General features: G+C 52.6%; 1 protein-coding gene and 1 pseudogene. One reads left to right on the forward strand and one right to left on the reverse strand.

Translation table 11 applies throughout. The features are described from left to right. Window positions 1-198: 198 nt before the first annotated feature. Window positions 199-408, forward strand: coding sequence for a phosphoribosylglycinamide synthetase C domain-containing protein (locus tag C7N83_RS16690; protein ID WP_425437534.1), 210 nt, complete (start codon window positions 199-201; stop codon window positions 406-408). Between the two features lie 46 nt (window positions 409-454). On the opposite strand, the pseudogene C7N83_RS15495 reads toward C7N83_RS16690, so the two are convergent. Further along, window positions 455-661 (reverse strand): annotated as a pseudogene (locus C7N83_RS15495) (hypothetical protein); the annotation flags it as partial.

The raw sequence follows: 661 nt of genomic DNA on the forward strand, positions 1-661 counted from the left end.
CCCCGAACAGGTCTGCGCCCCCTCCAAACACAAAGGCATCAAACCGCAGCACCGTCATCCCGCCGAAGACCGTAAAACGGCGGCAGCCTTCACACCCGCCGGCGCGCCATTTCCAAACCCCGGCAGAGAAAATACGGCAGTGGCGCAGGGACGGAAAGGGAAGTAGCGGTTCGGACCGGTCTCGAAGAACGCCCGTCCATTGCCGACAGCAAAGCGCGCATCGGCGGTTTCAGGAGGGAAACCATCGCCGCACACAACCAAATTATTACCAACGGCAGCCGTGTGCAGTGTGTGGCCGGTTTGGAGGATGGCGTTGCGGCAGCCAAAGCTTATACAGCTTTGGAAAAAATCAGCTTCAACGGTATACAATACCGCAAAGATATTGCCGGTAAAGCGGTTAGCCGCTAACCGGCAGATCAAAAAGTCTTGAGGCCTTTGCAAAATCCCTATCTTGTCAGAAACAGCTGCGTTGTTTACACAACAGATTGGGCAGTGAAGCCTGTAAAACCCCGAAAAGCATATCACCTTTCAAATCCTTATGCGGCTTAACCGGATGATAAAAATTCACAAAACGGCATAACGCCTTTTGCTGACGTTCCGAATCCTTAAACGCAAACTTATCCTGCCCCATTTCCATTAAGTTGCGGATAACCCGCTCTGC

The sequence above is a fragment of the Neisseria iguanae genome (assembly GCF_003013245.1).
Lineage (GTDB): Bacteria > Pseudomonadota > Gammaproteobacteria > Burkholderiales > Neisseriaceae > Neisseria > Neisseria iguanae.